We start from the raw sequence: 15,650 nt of genomic DNA, 5'->3' as shown, positions 1-15,650 counted from the left end.
GCCACCATGGACATCACCCACACCTCGCGCACTGGCCACGGCCTGCGCCAACGCTGGAACCACCTCGCCGAACGGCTGCACCTGCTGCTGAGCGACACACTGTTATGCCTGGTGGCACGCCTTGCCATTGCCTCGATCTTCTTTCTGTCCGGCCGTACCAAGGTCGAAGGCCTGCTGACCATCACGCCCAGCACCTATGACCTGTTCCAGAGCGAATACGCACTGCCGCTGGTGTCCCCCTGGCTGGCAGCCCACCTGGCCGCCTATGCAGAGCACCTGTTCCCGCTGTTGCTGGTACTGGGCCTGTGCACCCGCCTTTCGGCCCTCGCCTTGCTGGGCATGACCACGGTGATCGAAGTGTTTGTCTACCCCGATGCCTGGCCAACGCACTTGTCCTGGGCCGGCTTGCTGCTGCTGTTGATCGGGCGGGGAGCCGGTGCGTTGTCGCTTGATCGGCTGCTGGGCGTGAGATGACCCTCCGTTGTAAAATCAGGCTCGCGCCTCGGTTTTGCGATGGCTTGGCAGACAAAGGCAGTTCGGGAGGGGCTGGTGGCAGACCATGTTGACTACAAGCGCAATAGCGAAATCCCCGGCCTGGTGCTGAGCGAGGGGCGGTTTTCCAGTTTTCGCTTTGATCGCCATTATCACCTCGACTACCACGTAGGCCTGATTACCGAGGGTGTGCAGCGCCAAGGGCTGAACGGCGAATCCGTGCTGCTTACCCCCGGCACCATTCAATTGATGCCACCGTGCGAAATCCATGACGGTGTCAGTGCCGATACCGCGTCCTACACCCTCAAGACCTTCCGCGTTTCGGCCGCCCTGCTCAAGGATGTCACCGAGGAACTGACCGGGCACGACCGGTTTTCTGCGCTTGGCGGCGCGCTGTTGCAAGACCCTGGGCTGTCCATGGAACTGGCGCACTTGCACAGCACGCTGGCACAGGGCATACCCGCGTCGCCCTTGTTCGTCGAGTCGCAATGGCTGACATTGCTCGGCCGCTTGTTCAGCGAAACCCGCATGGTCAAGCAGCAGTTCGTCAAAGGCACCCTCTCACCGCTGCAATGGCGCAGGGTGACAGAGCACTGCAACGCCCACCTGGCAGACAAGATCACCTTGCTGGAACTGGCTGCGTTGTGTGGCCTTGAGCGCTTCCAGTTCCTGAAAATGTTCAAGCAGACCGTGGGCATGACGCCCCATGCGTGGCTGGTTCGCCTGCGCCTGGAGCGCGCCTGCGAACTGCTCAGCCACACACAGTGGGAGCTGACCAAGGTTGCTCAGGAAGTCGGCTTCTACGATCAAAGCCATTTCAACCGGGCCTTCAAGCAGGCGTTTGGCGTGGCGCCCTCGCTGTACTGACGCACGCCCCCTTCCTGATCACTCAATTTTATACAAGCGCGCCTCGCACAGGCTTCTTAACCTTGGGCACCGGGCCGGACACCGCATTGTCCCCGCCCCGTACTGATAGAAACGGTCAAGGAGCCATTGATGACACTGCGCGCGTATTACACAAGCGATGAACTCACCCTGCGCACAGACGTGCTGAGCTGCACGCCAACGGATGATGGCAAGTTCCAGGTTGTACTGGCAGAAACGCTGTTCCATCCGCAAGGCGGTGGGCAACTGGCCGATCAGGGTGTCATCGCTGGCATACCGGTCAAGGGCGTAAGCCAGAATGAAAACCAGGTCATCCATGTCCTTGAGCAGCCGGTTCCACTTGGCCCTGCCGAAATCGCTGTCTCACCTGACGTTCGCAGCTTGCACGCCCGCCTGCACTCCGCAGGCCACCTGATCTCTGGCGTAGGTCAGCTCTTGGGCTGGCAGCCGGTCAAGGGGCACCACTGGCCGGGTGAGTGCCGGGTGGTGTTCGAGCGCCAGCCGCACTCCGAGGCGCTGACGGCCGAGCAGCTGGAGCACGCCGTCAATCAACTGATCAACGATGACGTACCTCGCCACCTGCTTGACCAGAACGGCCTGAGAACGGTGTGTTTCGGTACGCTGCCCATGCACGGTTGCGGAGGTACGCATGTTGTATCCGCTGGCGAGATCGGTCTGGTCAAAGTGCTCAAGTTCAAAGAAAAGAAGGGCCAGCTGTCTGTCCATTACGACATAGGCAACTGATCGGCCGCACTGCCCGGTTACCAGGCCGCAAGCCGTGTACATGCAATCGACTTTACAGGAGGCCACCGCGTGGACTACATACCTCAACTCTTGACCATTGCTGCGGTCATGCTGCTGGGCTGCATAAGCCCGGGGCCGGACTTCATCGCCGTCACCTCCAACGCGCTGATCAGCCGCAAGCGCGGCCTGGGGGTTGCCCTGGGCACCGCCCTGGGCATCTGCGTCTGGGCCGTGATGGCGGTCATTGGCCTGGGCGTGCTGCTCACCAAACTGGCCTGGCTGTACGACACCATCCGCGTGGTCGGGGTGTGCTACCTGCTCTACCTTGGCGCCAGGATGCTGATCGGTGCCCGCCGCCCCTATCAGGAGCTGGCGATCGCCACCTCCAGTAATACCACTACCCCAGCGCCTCGGGTCGGCTTTCTGGTGTCGATGACTAACCCCAAGGCCGCTGTGTTCTTCGGCAGCTTTTTCATTACCGTGCTGCCTCAGCATGCCCCCGTCTGGGTACTTGGCAGCGCCGTCGTGGTGGTGACGCTGGTTTCGTTCCTGTGGTTTTCAACGCTGGCCCTGATGTTCTCGACTCAACGGGTTCGCCTGCTGTACGCGGGCATGCGGCGGCCGATTGATGCGGCGATGGGGGCGGCGCTGGTCGGGCTTGGGGCGCACCTGGCGCTTGCCCGATAACGGTCACCGGTGCCCCACGCCCACCCTGCTGTAAAGCTACTGCCGGTCAGGCTTTGCCGATGGGTCTCGTGCAGGCGCCGCGAACCATTTCTCGCGCGGTACCCATTTGTCCTGCGCCGGATCACCCAGATAATGCGGCGACATGATCTGCACCCCATACTCGTTGAACACATCCTGGATGTTGGCGTGCAACAGGCTCAGCAACTCCGCACGCGGCCTTGGCGCGCTGGGAACTGCCTGGGCCACCAGGCGGTACTCGGGGTAGAAGTCTGAAAGGCCGGTCTGGAATACCTGCGGCGTGGGGTTTTCCAGTATGCCATCGGTGCGGTGGGCGGCCTCTACCAGCATGGCTTCCACCTGGCGCCACGGCGTGTCGTAGCCGATGGTGACAACCGTGTCGACGATGTAACCCGGCCCCTGCACCACCCGCGAATAGTTGCGCGTCACCGAACCGGTAATCATCGAGTTGGGCAACGTCAGCACCTCGCCCAGGCCGGTGCGGATGGTGGTGTTGAACATGCCGACCTCGGTCACCGTGCCTTCGTTGTCGCCCACGCGCACGTACTCACCCGCCTTCAGTGTGCGTGAATACGTCAGGATCAGCCCCGCCGCTGCCTGCCCGACCACGCTGGAAGCCCCCAGCGAAATCATCAAACCGAGCAGTACCGACAGGCCCTTGAAGGCATCGGTGCCAGAGCCTGGCAGATACGGGTAGGCCATCACCAGGGCAAACAGCCAGATCGCCAGTGACGTCAGCCGCGTGGTGGGCTGCAGGGTTTCCTCGGTCAGCCATTTCAGCGTACCGGGGCGGGCCATGCGCTCCAGCATGCGCCGGCTGAAGCCACTGATGCCCCGGGCGATGAAGAAAATCATGACGGCCACGGCGATGCCAGGGATGGCGTGCAGAATGCCATCGAGCAGATAACGCAGCAGGTCGAGCAGGTGCACGTTGAGGCTTTCGCCCCACGGCCGGGTGTAAGGAAACTGCGATAGCACGAAGCTCAGCCACTGGTAGCTGAGCAGCAGCACGATTGCCCAGTACATCAGGCGCAGCAAGCGGTCGATCAGAAAGTACACGTACTGCATGTCGAACAGCGGCAGCTGGCCCACCTTGATCTGCCGGGCACGTTCACGCATCAATTGCGGCAGGCGCCCGCGCAGTTTGCGCCGGCCCAGGTTGGCACCCTTGATCAGCACCACGAACACCAGTGTGGCGACGGCAGAAAACCCCAGCGCCTTGAGCAGGAAGCGCAGGCTGCGTGCTTCGCCGGTCTCATCCACTACCTGGCGCAACGTAGCGGCTGCCTGCTCGGCCGCTTCACGGGTATCGCCGCCCTCTACGCCCAGGTCCTGGGGCGCGACAATGAACGCCCTGCGCCCGCCCAGCAGCACCAGGTGGCTGTTGGCGATCGGGTCGACACTGACCTTCAGTTCGTCGGTACCACGCAAGGCCTCGTCGATAACCGATGAGGCCCGCTGCGCGCGTGCAGCGGGGGTTTCGCCCAGCAGCGTGGCGTGAAAGGTGAAAATGCTGCGGTTGGCGATACGCAACTCTGCGGGTTCACCCGGCACACCATCAGTAGCGCTGCCTGCCAAGTCGTTGCCCTGCCCGGCCAGCGGCAGCAACGCGCACAGCACCAACAACACGGTCAGAAGACGGTTCATTGCGCACTCCCTGGCCAGTAGTCCTGTAGTGATAGCACAGGCTTCGCAGGGCAGCGCCGGGATCCATTCCGGCCCGCATTCGGCTGTGTCGCGCCCGAATTGCACCCTCACCCACAGCGCGCTTGAAATACATATACGAATATCCGTATATTCGTTATTCCATATGTTTTGGTGTACCCATGAACACTCCACCCGACATTTTCAAGAGCCTGTCTGACGAAACCCGCGCTCGTGCAGTCTTGCTCATTGCCAGCCTGGGCGAGCTCTGCGTCTGCGAACTGATGTGTGCGTTGGGCGACAGCCAGCCAAAAATCAGTCGCCATCTGGCGCAACTGCGCAGCAATGGCATGTTGCTGGATCGACGCCAGGGTCAGTGGGTGTACTACCGCCTCAACCCCGCACTGCCCGGCTGGGTACACGAGATGCTGCAGCTGACCTTGCAGGCCAATGCGCAGTGGCTGGCAGACAACGCCCTCCGGCTGAAGCACATGGACGGCCGCCCCGTTCGTGATGCCGCCTGCTGCTGATCATCATCAAGCGAGAGAACCATGCTGGTCGCCATTTCCGTCTTTGTTTTCACCCTTACCTTGGTCATCTGGCAGCCCAAAGGGCTTGGCGTCGGCTGGAGTGCCGCGCTGGGTGCGCTCATCGCCTTGGCGGTTGGAGCCGTTTCCCTGCACGACATTCCGACCGTGTGGGCCATTGTCTGGAACGCCACCGCCACCTTCATCGCCGTCATTATCATCAGCCTGTTGCTGGACGAAGCCGGTTTCTTCGAATGGGCAGCGCTGCATGTCGCACGGTGGGCAAACGGCAGCGGCTACCGCCTGTTCGCCTTCTGCGTGCTGCTCGGCGCCGCGGTCTCGGCGCTGTTCGCCAACGATGGTGCAGCGCTCATCCTTACCCCCATTGTCATGTCGATGCTGCTTGCGCTGCGCTTCTCACCCGCAGCGACGCTGGCCTTCGTCATGGCCGCCGGCTTCATTGCCGACACGGCAAGCCTGCCACTGGTGGTCTCCAACCTGGTCAACATCGTCTCGGCCGACTACTTCAAGCTGGGCTTCGCCGAGTACGCCTCGGTGATGGTGCCGGTGAATCTCGCCAGCGTGGCGGCAACCCTGTTGGTGCTGTTCCTGTTTTTCCGTCGCGATATCCCAAGGCAGTACGCGCTTGAAGCCTTGAAGGAACCGAGCGAGGCGATTCACGACCACGCCACCTTCAAAGTGGGGGGATGGGTGCTGCTGGTGTTGCTGGCAGGCCTGTTCGCCCTGGAACCACTGGGTATCCCGGTCAGTGCGGTGGCCGCCGTCTGTGCAGCAATCCTGTTCGCCGTGGCCGCCCGCGGTCACCGCATTTCAACCCGCCGCGTGCTGCGCGAAGCACCGTGGCAGGTGGTGATCTTTTCTCTCGGTATGTACCTGGTGGTGTACGGCCTGAAAAACGCCGGGCTGACAGACATGCTCACCCACCTGCTCGACCGGCTTGCCGAGCAAGGGCTGTGGAGCGCCGCCATCGGCACCGGCTTGATTTCTGCGCTGCTGTCTTCGGTGATGAACAACATGCCCAGCGTGCTGATCGGTGCCTTGTCGATCCAGGCCAGCGGCGCGGAGGGCCTGGTGCGCGAGGCGATGATCTACGCCAACGTCATCGGCTGCGACCTGGGCCCGAAAATCACACCGATTGGCAGCCTCGCCACACTGCTGTGGCTGCATGTGCTGGCGCGCAAAGGCATGCGCATCACCTGGGGTTACTACTTCAAGGTGGGCATCCTGCTGACGCTGCCGGTGTTGCTGATCACCCTTTCGGCCCTGGCGTTGCGCCTGAGCCTCTGATGCCCGCCGCAAGGCGGAGGAGCCCTCCATGCGAGTCCTGTTCATGTGCACGGCCAACAGTTGCCGCAGCATTCTTTCCGAAGCACTGTTCAACCATCTGGCACCGGCTGGCTTCGAGGCCGTCAGTTCCGGCAGCTTTCCCAGGGGGCAGGTACTGCCCCGCAGCCTGAGCACGTTGCAGCAAGCCGGTATTTCGACCGAGGGCCTGAGCAGCAAGGGCAACGACGCCTTTGAAGGCAACCCGCCGGACATCGTCATCACCGTCTGCGACAACGCTGCCGGCGAAGCCTGCCCGATATATTTCGGCCCCGCGCTGAAGGCGCATTGGGGGCTTGCAGACCCGTCCGAGGTGCGGGGTGACGAAGCGGCGGTAGACGCGGCGTTCCAAGCCACTTTGGCGCACATCGCGTCACGCTGCGAAGCCTTCTTCGCACTGCCTTTCGACAACCTCGACCGTGAACAACTCCAGCACGCGCTGGATCGCATCGGCACGCTTTGAGCAGGCGTAAAAAACCTGCTCGCCGGCTCCACCGCCCCTGATCAAAGGAACGACATTGGCCATTCTCGAAGATTTGATGAACCAGGTACCAACCGATATCGATGTGCTCATCAGCCTTGATGCCCAAGGCGACAATTTCAATACGCAGCGGGACGTCGATTTCGTTTTCTATGCGAAGGCGTTGCACCAGGGCGAGGCTGCGGTAGGGTTCATCAACGACTTCAGGTTTGGCACTGCCAAGCTTGAGACCGTATCTGAAGAGCAACATAGAATATTGGTGACAATCCACAGCCAGATCACACAAGAGGTGATTCTGTGCCTGTCGGGTTACATGGCGTGCCTGGCACGCCTGTTCGATCTTGATTACGACGGGTGGGGATGCATTGCACAGCGCCCGACCTGAGTGCTTCGCAACTGCCTGCGTTCACCAAGACCAATGCACATGAAGGCGTCCGACCTGCGAATGAACAAGGTTCGAGCCTTGCGTAAGCCGTTAGGTCATCAAACCCATTCAGGTCTGTAGGACCAGCCGCGTTTGTTCTGTAATTTCAAACTGCACGGGCCGCTGGGTTTTCTGCTGCATCACTATCGCTCGCGATGACACGTGCTCACCATGAGCAACGTCGCGTATGCGAAGCTTGGTCAGATCGCAGGCCCGTAGCTTGCTGTCGATGGCCAGATCGAAAAGGGCTAAATCACGAGTTTCCTCCGCGATTTGGAGCCTTACCCGAATGGCCCAGATATCTTTCAGGCGGAGCGGAGCTTTCTGCCCGACCAGTTTTCCTTTGTTCCAAGGCTGATGGCTGCTGGTCATAATGGCGTTCATGGCTTGTCCTCCATGTGAGGGAGGAGAAGGATGGTCAGCCCAATCCAGAGGCGCTAACCGACCCATAGCCGAGGGTCATTGGGCGCTCAGGCCAAAGGCGCACCAATCATCAAAATCGCAGTGCCATGGGTTGCAGTCGCCGGCCAGGTACCGAACTTCAACCTGACCTGGGAGCATATTAAACCCTCGACCATTGTGAACAGGACTATCGGCCACCCGTGATCGGTCAGCACGAACGCAAGATAGCTGTGACACGCGCAAAAGGCGCAAGCACTGCACAGTGCCGCTCGTTGAGCGGTGGTGTGGCGTTCTAACTGACTTTGCAGCATACCGCGAAAAAGCACCTCTTCCAGCGCATTGCCAGCGAAGGCAAAAAGGGCAAAACAAAATAGCCACAGAAAAGGAGCCAGCTCTAGCTCCAGATAGAATCTTATTGGCAAACCGATGATACAGCCTGCGGTTATGCCTATGGCCAGCCCCGTCGCACAGTTGCCCTTGAATCCAACCACCAGCCGCCAGCACCTGGGCAGAAATTGCGCGAGCATGGCAATCAGGACTATTGAACCTAGGCCAAGCAAGGCTAATACCCAGTGATTCCTGTGAAACCGTAGCGGCGGCTCCCCGCCAAGGTGCCACAATCCACAGGGGGTCATCATGTCGCGGATGCCGATGAACGCGAAGATCAGGATGAGTAATTGCATACCGGTCTGCGCGCGTGGGGTGCTGCATAGCCAGACGGCACACAACCCCATAATCGGAAAAATACGCCACAGATAGCCCAGTAGCACGGGCAGTGCTTCGAATGCCATTTCATCTTCCATGAGATCAAGCTGGCGGCCAGTTTAGCCGTGTCCTCACTCACATTGGGGGGGCGCCAGCGAGAGATTCAGGATCTGACTGGCCGTTACTGTTGCAGTTGACTGTCTGCTTTCGACCCGTAGCGGACGTAGTGAATCCTGATAATTTGCCGTTCGGCAAACCACAAACTCTTTCATGAAAGAGCAAGCTCTTTTACCCTATTGCCGCGGCGAATGCTTCTGGCGTCGGGCTCTCCTGCCATTGCGCGATAGTCCCCGGCAGCACCAGCCATGGCTGCTTGCGCCGTGTCCAGATATGCGCAACTGGCTCGAAACGCTCAGCGCCTTCCAGGATGCCGGCCCTTACCACTCGCATGCCGGGCGCTGCCGTGGTCTCGTTGAACAGCCGGGTATGACAAATACCGCAGGCATATTGGGTAGACGTTTGACCTTGGTGTTCATGCTCAAAGGTCGCCGTTTCGCCAGACACCTCAATAGCCGACGCTGTGCTCAGCATGTGCAGACCAAACGCACTGCCACTCCAGCGCTGGCAGTTCAAACAGTGGCAGGCATACAGCGGCGGCAATTGCTGCGCCACGATCTCAAGGGTGACATGCCCACATCGGCACTGACCGGTGATTCTCATGCGTAGGTTCCTTACAATGACGCCCGGAAAAATGTGGGCGAATGATCGCTCTTCACGGGCTCGGGCAGAAGATCAAATTAGGAGCAACTGTTGGCTAAGAATGTATGAGCGGTATTGAATGGGAAAGCCAACGTGTATTTCTCGCCGTGTTGCGCTCTGGCAGCCTTAGCGGCGCGGCGAAGTTGCTGGGTATCGCCCAGGCCACTGCGCGCCGACGCCTCGACCATCTTGAACACGCTCTTGGTGTGAGTCTATTCACCCGCACACCTCAAGGACTGACGCCTACTGCCGGAGCACAGCGCCTGATCGAACATGTGGAGGCCATGGATCTGGCCGCGCAAACCTTCAACCGCATGGCCAGCTCTGAAGCGTCAATGGATCACGGTACAGTCCGGCTGACCTGTGGCGAGTTGCTTGGCATCGAGGTATTACCCGGCCTGCTTCGCTCTTTCCATTACGAGCACGTCGGACTCAAACTTGAGTTGAGCATAAGCGATGCCCTTGAAGACATCGCCAGGCTGCAATCGGATATTGCGGTGCGGCTGATGCGGCCCAATGAAGCGGATATCACGGTGCGGCGTGTCGGCAGTTTGCGGATTGGCATCCATGCCAGTGCCGGGTGCTTGGAGCGCTACGGTAATCCAGCCTCCCTGCTGTCGTTGCGCCAGGGGCCGCTGATCGGGCCGGACAGACGCTCAGCGGATTTGCGTCGGTATGTCGACGCAGGTCTGTGCGATGCCGATCAGCACTTCGCTATTGCCTCTGATCATCACCTTGCTCAGTTGGCCGCTCTGAAAGCGGGCTTAGGCTTCGGACTTTGCCCGGCGCAAATCGCAAAATCGCACGGCCTGGTACATGTGCTACCACAGGATTTTGGCTTTGAGATAGAGGTGTGGATCGCAATGCACAATGACCTGCGCAAAATTAATAGGATCGCTCAGGCGTTCGAGGTTCTTGGAGAGCAGTTGCATCAGTATTTATGCTTGGCCGATCAGTGAGCCGCGTAGGCCGTGGCATGCACTGCTTGGTCTGAACGACTGCAATGGGTCGGAAGCGGCCGTCGGGCGTTTACGAAACCAGGAGCAACTCACTTTTACGGATCGGCAAGGCGGAAGTAGTTAAAAATTCTTAGAGCCAGCCTGCGTGCGACGCTTCGAGCTGGATAGTTAACTCAAGGAAGGAAATATGATTCGCTTATTGATTGCTACGTTTTGCCTAATGCTCCTCTCTGGTTGCACAACACGCGTCAGTTCTGATGTGCGCGAGCAAGTGTGGTATTCCGAAGGAGAGAGACCAGCCACCGCCCCTTGGCACGTCTATTTGGTATTTACTGACGACGGCCATTTCATCTATTGGCGCACCGTAGAAAAACCGGATGATGTGCTCAAAAAAATTGACTCCTACATGAAAGGCGCCGGTCTCGATGTTGGCAGCCCGGTGCCATACACACGAGCTGACAACGACATAAACGCGGTTTCGCGAACCCCATTCCTAAGTAGAACGGGTGATACGGTCTACACTGATGTCCGCACCTTTAGAGGGCGCTTTGTCGGCGACGCTTTAGAAATAGATTTCGAAAGAATCACTGTCTGGCCTCCTCGTCCTACATTTTCTGAAGGCGTCAGACGATGGTCGTTGAAAAGACTTAGCTCCTTGCAAAATAAGTGAAAAGCCGAGTGTGATGGCGTCTCTTTTCGATAGAGCAGCGGCCCTGTTGGATTGAACGAACATCCTAGAGTTACTAGTAAGCGATGGGTAAGCTTCGCCTGCTCCAATGGCCTTTTAACTGTCCATTACCATTGGCCGCTTTTGGCCGATTGCTGCCCTTCGCGAGAGGCAGCTATGGGTCGAAAGCGGTCAGCCGTGACCAGCAGCTAATACAACTTCTGACGTGCGCACGCGCCATAGCGTCGCACGCGGTGCTGACGCTGTTCGCCCCGAGCATGATGGGAACCTTTCAATCCGCCTACCCTGCTTCCCTGTCTAAGGCGTAATCCTTGAAAGCTAACTACCCGATCCCATGGGAGCACCGTACGTGCCTATCGACTTCAGACCCGCTCAAGCCTCGGACGCGCACGATATTGCGCGCTTCTTTCAACTGACATCGGAGGGCATGGCCGATTACATATGGAGCAAGCTTGCCGCACCTGGCGAAGCGTTGCTGAGTGTCGGTGCGTCTCGCTATGCCAGGGAACAGGGCGACTTTTCGTACAAGAACTGCCTGATGGCCACTTACGAAGGGCGCGTCATCGGCATGATGCACAGCTATGCCTTGCGCGAGACCCCTGACAGGCCGGTCGAGACAGACCCGGTCCTCGCGCCGTATTCCGACATGGAAATACCCGACACCTTGTACATATCCAGCCTGGCCCTGGATGAGGCCTGGCGCAGCCAGGGGCTGGGCGTCCAGTTTCTTCGCCACGCCCAGCAGCGTGCGGAGGACGCTGGCCTGGATGGGCTATGCCTGATCGATTATGCAGAAAACCACGGTGCACGCCGCTTCTATGAACGTCACGGTTTTCAAATTGTTAAAACCTGCCAGATCGTTCCGCACCCGATGCTGGGCGTAACCGGTGAAGCCTATTTGATGTATCGCCCTAACCACAACGTGCTCGAGAAAAAACCATGAACAAGAAACTGACCGTGTTCCGCGAACTGGACATTCAACCGGTGCGCGACCTTCCTTTTTTTGAAGAGGTCGTGGAAGGCACCCCTCATACGCTGACGTCCAAGTACTATCACGATGAACAGCAAGGTCGCATTTCCGGAGAATGGGAAGCCAGCACCGGAGCGTGGCGCATCGACTACAAGGTTTGGGAGTTCTGCCATGTGCTGAGTGGACGCTGCGTCATCGAACTCGAGGGTTGCGCCCCCATCACACTGGCCGCTGGCGACACGTTCATTATCGAACCGGGCGCCAAGGGCAAATGGACCGTGCTGGAAGACATGAAAAAGAACTTCGTGATCCTCTTGCCCGCGAACTAGGCACGGGGTCGCGTTTCATCGAGCGCAGCATAAGGACAGTTTGCATGCTTGCCTGCTGGCGGCGCTCGAATGTATTTCGGCAGGCCACAACAGCCCTCTCCCTCTCAGTGTTTGCTTGGGTTGAGAGCGGTCACTTGCGAGCCGCACCTTTCACGCTGATGACGCCAGTCCAGGAAATAGAGTTGCCTGGCACGGGCTACGCCCGTACTCGTGGGTCAAGCCCGCACTGATACTTGGCATCTTCAAGGCGTGCTTCAAACGCCTGGAGCCCTGCGTATATCTGTTGGAGCCCAGTGATTTGCCCCAGCACTTCGCGTTTCTTGTCGGCAATGGCCTTGCCCGCCAACTCCCACGGCAAATCAGCACCCTGATGCCTCGGCAGAATCGCCTGCAGTTCCTTAAGTTTGAAACCCAACTGCTGCGCGCATTTGATGAACGCCAGCAGTTCGACACTCTGCTGGTTGTAAACGCGGTACTGCCCCTGGCGTTCGGGCGGCGGCAGCAAGCCAATCGCTTCATAGTGGCGGATGGTCTTGACCGTGGTGCCCGACAGTTGGGCTGCTTTGCCGATGTACATGAACGTCCTTTTCATAAGGGTGCGGCGCATCATTGCATGACGCCAGCGGTTCGGGAACCTCATTGGCGCAGGTCAGCCGGCGAGCTTTCGTGCCTGTTGGAGCCAGGCTCCGCGCCGCCGCGCGCTGGAGCCGAGCAGCGGCCCGAACATCAGGGTACGCAGCGGTCTGATACCGCAAAACTGTAACGTGGTCTTGCGCACTTGGTGAAGGCCAGGCATGCGATACACCCAGCGGTAGTACCAAGGCGGTGTATCCATCGTCACCAGCAGATGCGCCGTGCGCCCCTTGAGCAGTTGATCGGGGAAAGCCTTGCCTGCCCTATAGCGGAACGCGAAGCCGGGCAAGAACACGCGGTCGAAAAAGCCTTTCATCAATGCAGGGATACCCCCCCACCAAATGGGGTAGATGAAGGCTAAGTGCTCGGCCCAAGTGATATCGGCCTGGGCCCTGAGCAGGTCGGGTTCCAGTGGCTGCGCTTGCCGGTAACCGCTGCGCAGCACCGGGTCGAAGCTCAAGGCATCAAGCCGTAACACCCTTACATCATGGCCGGCACTTCTGGCCGCCTCGACATAACTCTCGGTCAGCGCTGCGCAGAAACTCTCGCCTGACGGGTGCCCCAGCACCACGAGTACTCGTTTGCTCATCATCACTTCATCCTGAACATGAAGCGTGCAGGGTAAAGTCTGCCCCTAACGGGAGAGTCAACTGCTCAGGCTGCATCCCCGCCGTTCAGACTCCCTGTTCACATCAAGCCCGCACTCAAAACCCCTGAATCAGGCTCTGCGGCCTGCATGCCTGGTGACGACTCGGATTTTAGCCGGGCTTGAATCCAGTCGATGAATGCCCGAACGTGCGGCCTGTTCAGGCTCTCTTTGCGGGTAACCAGATAGTAGGCGAAGCGCGAAGGCCAGGCCCGGTCCACCGCTACCACCAGTTGGCCACTGCGCAGATATTCTTCCGCGTGCTGCGCCTGTACGAGTGCGATGCCCTGCCCACTGGCTGCCGCGCGCAACAAAAGCAGGTCTTCATCAAAGCTTGGCCCACGGCGGCTTCGGTGATCGACCTCGACACCATGCGCCTGCAGCCACAGCGCCCAGTCGGCACGGTCGGCATCCTGCAGGAGCGGGTAACGCAGGCAGTCGTGCGGCTCCTCCAGTACCGGCCCGCCGGCAAGCAGGCCTGGGCTGGCTACCGGTAGCAGCACAGGCGCCAGTAGCGGTATGGATTCCAGCCCGGGGTAATCGCCCAAGCCATGGCGCAGGGCGATATCGACAGGATCACGGTGCAGGTCGACAAGCTCAGCCGTGGACTGCACGCGCACATCGATCTCTGGATGCTTCACATTGAAATCCACCAACCGTGGCACAAGCCAGTCGGACGCGAATGAAGGCTGGGTGCTGATCGTGAGGGTTCTGGCGCGGGTCAGAACTTCAAGATCAAGCAGCGCGCTTTCGATCTGGCCAAACCCGCGTGAAAGCCCCGGATAAAGGCTCGCGCCAGCCTCGGTGAGCTGCACCCCATAACGGCTTCGGGTCAGCAGAATGACGCCGAGACGATCTTCCAGCAGACGAATCTGTTGGCTGATAGCCCCCGGGGTCACCCCCATGCGCTCGGCGGCTGCCTTCAGGCTGCCCAGCCGAGTGGTTTCAGTGAAGGCACGCAACGCGAGCAACGGCAAGACCGCACCCATAGAATTCCAACCTTAGAAAAACTGATGTTAGAGAATGAAAGGATCGTTAGTAAGCCCGCTTCTTCATGCCTAGCATAGCGTGAAGTCAGGCTACCTCGAATCAGTTTTATTAAGGTGAATACCATGCAGGACCCTGCACCCGTACTGTATACCGACAGCTCCCCCAATAGTTTCAAGATCACCATCGCAGAACTCGCCAGCTTCGCCTGGCTGCACATTGCCGCGATCGTCTCCCTGCGCCAGCCATTGGCCCCTGAACCCCTGACCAAGGATTGCCCATGAACCTCATCAACAGCAAAGGCGCCAGCGCCGATGCCTTCGCCCAGCATCCCGGTTATCGTCGCATGTTCGCCCAGGGCCAACTGACACTGGGCGTCTTCCTGCCGCTTCGTTTTTATGACGGTGACATGGCAGTGCTCCGCGGCCAGGCACAACTGGTCAGCGAAATCGACCGCCTGGGCTTTGCAGCCGTGTGGGTACGTGACGTGCCCTTGTACGACCCGGCTTTCGGCGACGCCGGCCAGGTATTCGATCCTTTCACCTACCTTGGCTACCTGACCGCCCATACCCGCAAGATCGCCCTGGCAACCGGTAGCGCGATCTTTGCCCTGCGCCATCCCATCGACCTGGCCAAAGCTGCGGCTAGCCTGGACTGCCTGTCCGGTGGGCGCTTGGTGCTGGGTATTGCCTCGGGCGACCGACCCGTAGAGTTTCCAGCCTATGGCCTACCCCACGAGAACCGTGGCGAGCGCTTCGCGCAAAGCGTGGACTACTTCCGCAAGTTGTTGTCTGGCCACGCGGTGCCGATCCATTCGCCATTGGGGCAACTCGACAGGGCCCGACTGCTGCCGAACCCCGTTACCGGACAGATCCCGTTGCTGGTGACCGGTTCGTCACGCCAATCCTTGCAGTGGCTTGGCGAGCAGGCCGACGGCTGGATTACCTACCCCGAGGCCACCCACAACATCCTTGGTCCCAGGCGCCTGGCCGAGAAGATCCGAGCTTGGCGAGCGGCCATTCCTGGGGGTGGCTTTCGTCCGCATGTCACCAATGAGTGGATTGATCTTGATGAAGACCCGAACTTCCCGCGAACGCCGCAACAAGGTGGCTACGTATTGCGCACAGGCCGCAACGGCTTGATCGAGTTGCTGCACGACTGGCGCGAGGCCGGGGTCAATCATGCGGCACTGGGCATGCAAATGGCGCAGCGCCCGCCGCAGGAAATCATCCAGGAGCTGGCAGAAGAAGTGCTGCCACTGTTTCCATCACTGACTGGGCCAGAGCCCCATGTGCAAACCTGGTAAGCCCGGATGCAGGCCAAGGT

20 protein-coding genes and 1 pseudogene are annotated in these 15,650 nt (G+C 59.6%); 14 read left to right on the top strand and 7 right to left on the bottom strand.

All coding sequences use genetic code 11. The annotated features are described in order from the left end of the window. The first annotated feature begins 6 nt into the window (after window positions 1-6). The 4 genes from N436_RS22675 (at window position 7) to N436_RS22660 (ending at window position 2,808) form a co-directional block, all read left to right on the top strand. The gene (locus tag N436_RS22675; protein WP_105947821.1) at window positions 7-474 is read left to right on the top strand and encodes a DoxX family protein; all 468 of its coding nucleotides are present in this window, start codon (window positions 7-9) and stop codon (window positions 472-474) included. Window positions 475-549: 75 nt separating this feature from the next. Next, window positions 550-1,359, top strand: a complete 810-nt coding sequence (locus N436_RS22670; protein WP_105947822.1) for an AraC family transcriptional regulator — start codon at window positions 550-552, stop codon at window positions 1,357-1,359. A gap of 129 nt (window positions 1,360-1,488) precedes the next feature. After that, on the top strand, window positions 1,489-2,121 hold the full coding sequence (locus N436_RS22665; RefSeq protein ID WP_110742011.1) for an alanyl-tRNA editing protein: 633 nt from the start codon (window positions 1,489-1,491) through the stop codon (window positions 2,119-2,121). Between the two features lie 69 nt (window positions 2,122-2,190). Then, entirely contained in the window at window positions 2,191-2,808 is a 618-nt protein-coding gene (locus tag N436_RS22660; RefSeq protein WP_110742010.1) for a LysE family translocator, read from the top strand. Window positions 2,809-2,844: 36 nt separating this feature from the next. Here N436_RS22660 and N436_RS22655 read toward each other — a convergent pair whose 3' ends face one another. Next, window positions 2,845-4,473 carry a mechanosensitive ion channel family protein gene (locus N436_RS22655; RefSeq protein WP_110742009.1) on the bottom strand — a complete coding sequence of 543 codons (1,629 nt, stop codon included), beginning with the start codon at window positions 4,471-4,473 and terminating at the stop codon, window positions 2,845-2,847. A 179-nt stretch (window positions 4,474-4,652) separates the two neighbouring features. On the opposite strand from N436_RS22655, the gene N436_RS22650 reads away from it, so the two are divergent. From N436_RS22650 to N436_RS22635, 4 genes are read left to right on the top strand one after another with little or no spacing between them, the layout of a single operon-like run. Beyond that, window positions 4,653-5,000, top strand: a complete 348-nt coding sequence (locus N436_RS22650; protein WP_110742008.1) for a metalloregulator ArsR/SmtB family transcription factor — start codon at window positions 4,653-4,655, stop codon at window positions 4,998-5,000. Between the two features lie 21 nt (window positions 5,001-5,021). Next, window positions 5,022-6,305, top strand: a complete 1,284-nt coding sequence (locus N436_RS22645; RefSeq protein ID WP_110742007.1) for an arsenic transporter — start codon at window positions 5,022-5,024, stop codon at window positions 6,303-6,305. Between the two features lie 28 nt (window positions 6,306-6,333). After that, entirely contained in the window at window positions 6,334-6,804 is a 471-nt protein-coding gene (locus N436_RS22640) for an arsenate reductase ArsC (protein ID WP_105947828.1), read from the top strand. Between the two features lie 55 nt (window positions 6,805-6,859). Next, the gene (locus tag N436_RS22635; RefSeq protein WP_105947829.1) at window positions 6,860-7,207 is read left to right on the top strand and encodes a ribonuclease E inhibitor RraB; all 348 of its coding nucleotides are present in this window, start codon (window positions 6,860-6,862) and stop codon (window positions 7,205-7,207) included. Between the two features lie 114 nt (window positions 7,208-7,321). Here N436_RS22635 and N436_RS22625 read toward each other — a convergent pair. The 3 genes and pseudogenes from N436_RS22625 to N436_RS22615 form a co-directional block, all read right to left on the bottom strand. Further along, window positions 7,322-7,630: pseudogene (locus N436_RS22625) on the bottom strand (integrase); the annotation flags it as partial. Window positions 7,631-7,716: 86 nt separating this feature from the next. Then, entirely contained in the window at window positions 7,717-8,439 is a 723-nt protein-coding gene (locus tag N436_RS22620) for a CPBP family intramembrane glutamic endopeptidase (RefSeq protein WP_110742006.1), read from the bottom strand. Window positions 8,440-8,641: 202 nt separating this feature from the next. Then, a complete protein-coding gene (locus N436_RS22615; protein ID WP_110742005.1) occupies window positions 8,642-9,073 on the bottom strand; it encodes a GFA family protein in 432 nt (143 codons plus the stop codon). Window positions 9,074-9,177: 104 nt separating this feature from the next. Here N436_RS22615 and N436_RS22610 point away from each other — a divergent pair, with 104 nt between their 5' ends. The 4 genes from N436_RS22610 to N436_RS22600 all read left to right on the top strand — a co-directional run bounded on the left by N436_RS22610 (window position 9,178) and on the right by N436_RS22600 (window position 12,058). Further along, window positions 9,178-10,071, top strand: coding sequence for a LysR family transcriptional regulator (locus N436_RS22610; protein WP_105947833.1), 894 nt, complete (start codon window positions 9,178-9,180; stop codon window positions 10,069-10,071). A 187-nt stretch (window positions 10,072-10,258) separates the two neighbouring features. Further along, complete coding sequence (locus N436_RS28435) at window positions 10,259-10,741, top strand: hypothetical protein (protein WP_146232452.1); 483 nt, start codon at window positions 10,259-10,261, stop codon at window positions 10,739-10,741. Window positions 10,742-11,093: 352 nt separating this feature from the next. Beyond that, entirely contained in the window at window positions 11,094-11,702 is a 609-nt protein-coding gene (locus N436_RS22605; RefSeq protein WP_105947834.1) for a GNAT family N-acetyltransferase, read from the top strand. Continuing rightward, on the top strand, window positions 11,699-12,058 hold the full coding sequence (locus N436_RS22600; protein WP_110742004.1) for a cupin domain-containing protein: 360 nt from the start codon (window positions 11,699-11,701) through the stop codon (window positions 12,056-12,058). Before N436_RS22605 ends, N436_RS22600 begins: the two co-directional genes overlap by 4 nt. 196 nt (window positions 12,059-12,254) lie before the next feature. Here N436_RS22600 and N436_RS22595 read toward each other — a convergent pair whose 3' ends face one another. The 3 genes from N436_RS22595 to N436_RS22585 form a co-directional block, all read right to left on the bottom strand. Further along, the gene (locus N436_RS22595; protein ID WP_105947835.1) at window positions 12,255-12,635 is read right to left on the bottom strand and encodes a MerR family transcriptional regulator; all 381 of its coding nucleotides are present in this window, start codon (window positions 12,633-12,635) and stop codon (window positions 12,255-12,257) included. Window positions 12,636-12,707: 72 nt separating this feature from the next. Then, entirely contained in the window at window positions 12,708-13,283 is a 576-nt protein-coding gene (locus N436_RS22590; RefSeq protein ID WP_105947836.1) for an NAD(P)H-dependent oxidoreductase, read from the bottom strand. A 95-nt stretch (window positions 13,284-13,378) separates the two neighbouring features. Further along, on the bottom strand, window positions 13,379-14,326 hold the full coding sequence (locus tag N436_RS22585) for a LysR substrate-binding domain-containing protein (protein WP_105947837.1): 948 nt from the start codon (window positions 14,324-14,326) through the stop codon (window positions 13,379-13,381). A 123-nt stretch (window positions 14,327-14,449) separates the two neighbouring features. On the opposite strand from N436_RS22585, the gene N436_RS28490 reads away from it, so the two are divergent. Together N436_RS28490 and N436_RS22580 are read left to right on the top strand one after the other, a co-directional pair. After that, entirely contained in the window at window positions 14,450-14,608 is a 159-nt protein-coding gene (locus tag N436_RS28490) for a hypothetical protein (protein ID WP_158261461.1), read from the top strand. Further along, on the top strand, window positions 14,605-15,630 hold the full coding sequence (locus N436_RS22580) for an LLM class oxidoreductase (RefSeq protein WP_110742003.1): 1,026 nt from the start codon (window positions 14,605-14,607) through the stop codon (window positions 15,628-15,630). Before N436_RS28490 ends, N436_RS22580 begins: the two co-directional genes overlap by 4 nt. The last annotated feature ends 20 nt before the right edge of the window (window positions 15,631-15,650 follow it).

This window comes from Pseudomonas sp. RV120224-01b, assembly GCF_003208145.1.
GTDB classification, from domain to species: Bacteria; Pseudomonadota; Gammaproteobacteria; order Pseudomonadales; family Pseudomonadaceae; genus Aquipseudomonas; species Aquipseudomonas monteilii.
Note: the sequence above shows the minus strand (reverse complement) of the source record. Positions and strands in the feature narration are given on the sequence as shown.